The 6,335-nt window shown below is 74.0% G+C and carries 3 protein-coding genes (1 of these 3 running past the window's edge); all 3 read left to right on the forward strand.

The genetic code is table 11. The features are described from left to right. Positions 1-56: 56 nt before the first annotated feature. Positions 57-683, forward strand: a complete 627-nt coding sequence (locus EXW95_RS19220; protein WP_174369124.1) for a hypothetical protein — start codon at positions 57-59, stop codon at positions 681-683. Between the two features lie 168 nt (positions 684-851). After that, the gene (locus tag EXW95_RS19225; protein WP_174369125.1) at positions 852-4,040 is read left to right on the forward strand and encodes a hypothetical protein; all 3,189 of its coding nucleotides are present in this window, start codon (positions 852-854) and stop codon (positions 4,038-4,040) included. Further along, positions 4,037-6,335: the 5' portion of a DEAD/DEAH box helicase gene (locus EXW95_RS19230; RefSeq protein WP_174369126.1), read on the forward strand. Its footprint extends 440 nt past the window's final position; only the first 2,299 of its 2,739 coding nucleotides appear in the window; it begins with the start codon at positions 4,037-4,039; its stop codon lies beyond the right edge, outside the window. Before EXW95_RS19225 ends, EXW95_RS19230 begins: the two co-directional genes overlap by 4 nt.

A 6,335-nucleotide genomic window follows, 5' to 3' on the forward strand; every position in this document is an offset into this window, starting at 1 on the left:
AGTTGACCCGCGCGGAGCAGGACCCACGGCACCGGACGGACGATCCCGGACCGGTCATGCCACCCGTGTCAGTCACGCCACCCGAACCGGTGGTTACGCCGGACGGTCCGCAACTGGACACCTTCCAGACCCTGGCCGGACAGCGGGACGAGGCCGCAGGGCAGCTCGCGGCCTGCCGCGCGGCCCTGCGTGCCTGGGCCGGCGGTGACTTGCCCCTGAGCGTCGTGGCGCTGCTGCACACCGGCGAGCTGCCCGCTCAGGTGACGGACGCCGCCTCGGCTCAGCAGGACGCGGAGCGCCGCCTCGCACGGCTCCACCAGGAACTGGAGGACCGGCAGGCGAAGCGCGAGCAGTGGACCTCGGACCTCACGGCCATCCAGGCGCGGCGGGCCGCGCACGACCGCGACGCGGCCCGCGTGAAGGCGCTGGCGGCGCTGGGTCCCACCGCGAACCGGCTCACGGCGGTCCGGGCGCAGCTCGCGCAGGCCCTCACCCGGCAGGCGGCGACGCAGGGGCGCGGGCTGGCCACGCTGTGGAACGCCGTGTCCGGTCAGGCGGGGGCGCTGCAGCGGGCCGTGGATCAGGCGCGCGCGGACGAGGCGGCGGCCCTGCTCGCCTACGAGTTCTGCGCGCGGCAGCAGGGCGTGCGGCCCGTCCCGGACCCGGCGGACCTCCCCGGTTAGGTCGCGCGGGAACACGCGCGACTCAACGAGCAGCGGCAGGACCTCGCCCGGCGGCAGCACGCCGCCCAGACCGCGCTGTGGGCCATCGGGGATCAGGACGAGGGCACGCGGGCCGCGATCCGCACGGCGCGTCAGCAGGCGGCGTCCAGCTGGTCCGCGGCGCAGCAGGTGTACGCGCTGCCCACCTGGGACCGCTGGGTGGACCTCCAGGCGCGGCGTACGGAGGCGCGCCCACTGTGGGAACGGCTGGAGGAGGCCACGCGCCGCGAACAGGACGCCACGGCGGCCCTGCTCGGTCACCTCGCGTCGTTCCCGGCGCACCTGCGCGATCCGGCGGAGGTCACGCGGCAGCTCGGCGCGCTGCGTGACGCGGCCGCACGGGAGCACGCGGCGCGCGAGCAGGCCGCTCGGCAGTCAGGGCGCGCGGCGCTGGTGACCGTCCTGCAGGTGCGGGCGGAGGCGCTGGAACGGACCCGGCTGCACGAGGCGCGCGTCCGGCACGAGGCGGCGCGGCGAGCAGCGGCCCGGCGTGAGCAGGAGAGGCGCGAGGCGCAGCGTCGGCGTGCACAGCAGGACCGGCTGGCCCGCACGCGAGAGACACAGCTCGCCCTGCTGGACGTCCTGAGTGGGCGTCTGACACAGCTGCAGCGCGCCGCCCGGCAGGCTGATACGGATTCCGTTTGTTTCGTTGACAGATCGGAACACCACCGATCCGTCAACTCCACGTCCGGAACCCGTTTCTCTCCTGCTCGCTCCGCTCGGATTGAACGGCTTTGTCAGCCATTCAATCGGAGTCCGTATGAGATCGCCGCGCCGGAGCAACCGGACCAGCCAGCACCCGGCGCGGTCCTCACGCAGAGCGATCTGGCGGCCGCGCGGAACCTGCTGGTCCGGCACGCCGCCGTCGCCGCGCAGGCCGCCATGTGCCTGGAGGCCCTCGAGGACTGGGCCGGGCCTGGCGTAACCGGCGAGGAGGCCCTGCGGCTCGCGGAGCAGGTCAGCCGGACGCCCCCCACCGACCCCGCCCAGCCTCAGCTGCCAGTCGCGCTTGAGCCACCAGCGGGCGTGCCGGTCACCGCCGGGCACTGGCACCACCTGTGGGCCGGGCGGGAGAGGGGCGCGGCCCTGCGCGGGCGCTGGCTGGAGGCCCGCGCCGCCCTCACGGCCCTGGAGGAACAGATGGCGCCCCTGTGGGCGGCGTGGCCCGCCGGGACGCGTCACGTCGCCGCGCTGCGAGAGGTGACGGAAGCCGCCGCGCGCCACGCACCGGACACCACACCGGCAGCGCCGGTCTCGGCCAGACCGGACGCTGATCCGGCCCTCCCGGCGCTGCTCCCGGTCCCGCCACCTGCACCGGCACGCGTGGACCGCTCCGGTCCGTGGACGGCGCCGCACCTGACGCCTGAGCAGCGTCCGGCTGCGCGGACCCTGCTCGACCGGTTCGACGCGCTTCGCGAGAGGGAACGCCGGACCCTCGACGACCTGGCGAGCTGGGCGGGTCCCGGCCTGGACGGGCTGCGCCTCGCAGCGCTCGTCAGTGGCCCCCTGCCCGGCGAGCTCACGCTGGCCCTGGCCGCCTGGGCACGCACCCGGGGGAACCCGGTGGCCCACGCGTCCCCGGAACAGGCGCAGGTCGCGGCGGCCGTGCAGGCGGAGAAGGACCGGTCGGCGTCGGTCCTCGGCCCGCTGCGACTGCTGCAGCCGCACGCCGCGGCAGTCATCCAGGCGGAGCACGCCCTGGCGGGCACGCGGCCCTCGGCGGTCCAGCGTGCCCAGCGGCGCCTGCTGGACGCCAGGGACACCTACGCCGTGCAGGCCGCCGCGCTGGGGTTCACTCCGGCCCCGTCGCCCCGACGGATCGCGACCCTGATCGAGGATGAACTCGCGGCGTTCAACCGGCGCCTGCAGCCCCTGGACGCGCAGTGGAAGGCGCTCGTGGGCCGGGTCGAGGCGCCTCCGGAACAGCCCGGCAGCTGGGAGCGGGCGTGGGCGGACCTGAGCGCCCGCTACGGGCTGCCGCCCCACCCGGACACCTGGGAGCGGAACGTGTGGCCGCGCCGCGCCGGGGCCGAGCGGCTCTGGACGGAACTGCAGGGCCTCCGGCAGGAGCTGCAGGCCGCGCAGGAGGACCTCACGGTCCTGTGCGCCACCTGGCCTGCCGGGGCGCGCACCGTGGACACCCTGCGTCAGGTGGCCGCGCACACCGGGGGCAGCACACCACCGGTCGTCACGCCCCTGGCTTTCCCAGACCAGACTCGACCGACCCAGACTCAACCGACGCAGACTCGACCGACGCAGACTCGACCGACGCAGGTCCCACCAGCACAGCCGTTCGCGGCGTCCACCCGGCCCGGTCCCGCGACTGACCCTGTGCCCGGCCCGGACGCGCCCCTGCCCGTGCCGCCGCCGGTTCAGCCCATACCGGTCCGCCCGGCCCCGGTGGCCCGTCCGTCCGTACAGAGTCTGCCCGTACCGGGTGTGCCCGTACAGAACGTGGCTGCCCCGAGCCCGGCCCTGCGTCCGGCGCCGCTGCCTCCCGTCGCACCGGACATGCAGACGGGTCCGGTCGTGAGTCCGCCTGTCCCGCCCGCCGCGCGTGAGACGCTGCCGCTGACCACTCCGGCGCTCAGCCTGCCCTCGCCCGTCTCTCCAGCACCCGTCCGGCCACCTCCTGTGACCCCGTCTCCCGTGACCCCCTCGCCCATGACGCTGCCACCCATGCCGACCACGCCGCCGCCGCGTCCGCTGGCCGGTCCCGGCCCTTCCCAGCCGGTGGTCCGGCCCGCGCCGCTCCTGCCTCCGGTGCGGGGCGTGCCGCTGCCGCCCGTCCCGGTCACGCGTCCTTCGACGCCGGAACCCGGGGAGCCCCTACCGGAGCCCGCGACTGGACGCCTGACCCGGCGGCAGCGGGCCGAGCGGGAAGCGGTGCGGATCAGTGACCGGTACGACTGGGAGCAGGGCTTCCACCTCATCGCGGACGCCCTGGACCGGGACCGCTGGGGGCAGTTGCGGGAGAGTATCGAGCGGGAGATCGCGCGGGGCATGACGCCCGACGAGTTCGAACTGCTGCTGCAGCTGCGCGCGTACTGGCATGACCAGACGCACTACCAGTCGCCGTACACCGCCCGGTACGACAGCCTGCCGTGGGAGCTGGGGATCGCCCTGATCCGTCGCTGTGCGGGCGTGCCGTGCCTGGACGACATGATCCTGCTGCTCGAACGGTTCTACGAGTACGCGCAGGTGGCCTGCTCGCCACGGTCCCTGCCGGCGTTCTCGCAGCGGCTCGGGGCGATTCTCGACCGGGCGGAGCCGGACGTGGACCTGGACTACTGGCTGAGCACGCGGGAGGGCCGGTGATCCTCCCGGCGGTCGGGGCGTTCGTCACGGGCGTCCGGGACGGGCAGACCGGCACGGTCACCGGGCACGAGGGGGGGCGGCTGGTCGTGACGTGGCCGTCCGGGCAGGTGACGCGCGTGGCCCGCGCGGCCGTCCGCTGCGGCCTGAGTGCCGGGCAGGTCGTGCAGGACCAGCCGCGCAGCCTGCGTCCGTCCCTCGGGGAGGGCCGCGTGCTGGACGTACGGACCCTCGGCGGGCGGGAACAGGCGCTGGTGGAATTCTGGGCGGCCGGGGAGCGGCAGTGGCTGCCGTGGGAGCAGCTCGTGCCGGTCTGGAGCGCCCAGGCGCTGTTCGAGCAGGGCGTGGCGCCCCTGGCGGGTTTCGCGGAGCGCTTCCGGTTGCGGCACCTGGCGCTGGCGCTGCAGCACTGGCACCGCACGACGGGCGCACTGGCGCAGGTGGACATCGACCCGCTGCCGCACCAGTTGCACCTCGTGCAGCGCATCCTGCGGAGCGGGAACCTCAACTGGCTCATCGCGGACGACGTCGGCCTGGGCAAGACGATCGAGGTGGGCCTGCTGCTCGCGGCGCTGCGGGCGCGGGGGCTGCGCCGCTTCCTGCTGGTCGTCCCGGCGGGCCTGACCCGGCAGTGGCAGGCGGAACTCCGCACCCGCTTCGGGATGACGCAGGCGGTGATCTACGGGCAGGATTTCGAGATCAGCGACCCCGCGCAGTGGCCGCTGTTCGAGGTGGTGATCGCCTCCATGGACCGCCTGAAGCACGAGCGGCACCTGGACCTCGTGCGGCAGTCGGGCCGCTGGGACGTGGTGGTGTTCGACGAGGCGCACCGCCTGTCGCGCAGCCTGTACGGCCTGACGTACCAGACGTCCGAACGCTACGCGCTGGCCGCGACGCTCCGCGCCCTGACCGAGAACGTCGTGCTGCTCAGCGGCACGCCCCACCAGGGGAACATCGACCGTTTCGAGGCGCTCCTCGAACTGCTGCGGCCCGGCCCGGTCTGGCGGGAACGGATCGCGCGGCTGCGCCTCGAACCGCAGCTGCTCGCGGGGCTGGTCATCCGCAACCGCAAGGCGGACGTGACCGACGCGCAGGGGAACTTCATCTTCAAAGGGAAGGTCACCCGCGCGGTCGCCGCGCCGCAGAACGAGCCGGAAGAGGTGTTCGACCGGGCGCTGCGCCGCTACCTGAGGCACGGGTACGACGCGAGCCGGGAGAACCAGAAGGCCATCGCGATCGGGTTCGTGATGACGATCTACCGCAAGCTCGCCGCGTCCAGTGTGGCGGCCATCCAGGGCGCCCTGGAACGCCGCCTGCTGCGCCTGCAACGCCAGGAACGGGCAGCCGTCCAGCCCGGACCCGCCCAGCCGGACGACCCGGACGGCGGCCCGTTCGTGGAGGCTGAAGAGCAGGTCAGCGGCACCCGCAGCGAGTTCTTCTCCGGCGAGACCGAGATGCTGCGCGGCCTGATCGGGCTCGCGCGGGGGCTGCGGGCGCACGACACGAAACTTCAGGCGTTCACGCAGACCCTGATCGGCGGCATCCTGGCCGGCAACCCGGACGAGCGGGTGCTGATCTTCACCGAGTACCGCTCCACGCAGGAGTACCTCGTACAGACCCTGAACAGGCTCGCGCCGGGCCGCGTGGACGTCATCCACGGCGGGCAGACCCTCGAGGAACGCGCCGCGGCCATCGCGCACTTCGAGGAATCCGGGCAGTTCCTGGTGTCCACCGAGGCCGGCGGGGAGGGCTTCAACCTGCAGCGCCGCTGCCACGTCCTCGTGAACTACGACCTGCCGTGGAACCCCATGCGGCTCGTGCAGCGCGTCGGGCGCCTCTACCGCTACGGGCAGGAGCGGCCGGTCGTGGTGTTCAACCTCAGCGTGTCGGGCAGCCTCGACGACGAGATCCTGCGGCAGATGTACGCGCGGCTCGACGCGGTCGCCGCCGACCTCGCCTCCGTCGCCGACGAGTACCGCGAGGGCCTGCAGGAGGACATCGTCGGTGAGGTCGCGAGTTTCCTCGACGTGAGCACCATCCTGGCCGAGGCTGCCACGCACACGCCCAGCCGCACGCAGGCCCGCATCGAGGAGGCCCTCGAACGCGCCCGGCAGGCCGCGCGGCAACAGGACGACCTGCTGCGCCACTCCAGCGGCTTCGACCCGGACGCCCTGCGCGGCGAACTCCCGGTCGGGGAGGCACACCTGATGGCGTTCGTGGACGGCATGTTCGGGCAGCTCGGCGTGACCGTCACCCAGCGCCTCCACGCGGGGCAGGTGTGGGAGATCAAACTCACGG

Origin of the sequence: Deinococcus sp. JMULE3 (assembly GCF_013337115.1) — a bacterium.
Taxonomy (GTDB): domain Bacteria; phylum Deinococcota; class Deinococci; order Deinococcales; family Deinococcaceae; genus Deinococcus.